The organism is Streptomyces sparsogenes subsp. cuspidosporus (assembly GCF_039532705.1).
GTDB lineage: Bacteria > Actinomycetota > Actinomycetes > Streptomycetales > Streptomycetaceae > Streptomyces > Streptomyces sparsogenes.
The window spans coordinates 1-787 of the sequence record NZ_BAAASD010000138.1 but is presented as its reverse complement, the minus strand read 5'-3'; the positions used below and the strand labels follow the sequence as shown (position 1 = coordinate 787).

2 protein-coding genes are annotated in these 787 nt (G+C 69.9%); both read right to left on the bottom strand.

The genetic code is table 11. The features are described from left to right. Nucleotides 1-134: 134 nt before the first annotated feature. Nucleotides 135-491 carry a hypothetical protein gene (locus ABFY07_RS42720; protein ID WP_190253657.1) on the bottom strand — a complete coding sequence of 119 codons (357 nt, stop codon included), beginning with the start codon at nucleotides 489-491 and terminating at the stop codon, nucleotides 135-137. 4 nt (nucleotides 492-495) lie between these two features. Continuing rightward, on the bottom strand, nucleotides 496-787 hold a 292-nt coding region (locus tag ABFY07_RS42715; protein ID WP_346179617.1), incomplete at its 5' end, for a hypothetical protein.

Genomic DNA, 787 nt, shown 5'->3' with positions numbered 1-787 from the left:
AGGCGCCCACCCCGGCACACAACAGCGGCAACAGCGCGTAGACGATCGCGACCCTGCGCCACTTCTTGATCGGCTCGTGCAGGATCAGGCCAGGCTGGTCGGTCGCGAGCGGGTGCAGCCGGCCCGTCTCGTCGTCACGTGGTGTTGCGTACCGCATCCCCGCCGCCCTTCCCAAGCCGGTCCGGGTTCAAGCCGGCCGCGAGCACGTCGAGGCGCAACTGGGCATGCAGCTCCCGGTACCGGTCCCGGTCGGCGGTCAACACCTCGATCCGGGCGTCCTTCTCCGCGACCTGCTTCTCCAGGGTTTGGATGCGGGCGTGGACGAGCTTGTCGAACTCGGTCTCATGATTAACCGACGCGGTCCTGAACGTGCCCCGCAGCGCAATCCAGGCGGCGGCGACCACACCAACCAGGGCAAGCAGCGCCGGCAGAATGTACTGCTGCCACGCCGGCGCGGCCGCTTCGGCGATCAGGCGGGCGACCGGCCACACCAGCTCACCCCTTCCCAGACGATGTGGGCGGCATCGAGGTCGGGGTGAGCCTCGCGAGGACGACACAGACGACGGCGATGAACAGCAGCTTCCCGATCCCGAGCGACGAGATCTGCCCGACGAGGATCCAGGACCCGACGATCCCCGCGGTCCAGGCGGCGTACCAGACCGCGATCGCGCCCAGCGTGACCCGCAGCAGGATGTAGGAGGGGCCGCGGCCGCCGCGGTGCCGGCCGTACGCGTAGACGGCGAGGACTGTGAGGCCGAGCAGGGGCGGGCCGTAGCCGAACATGCCC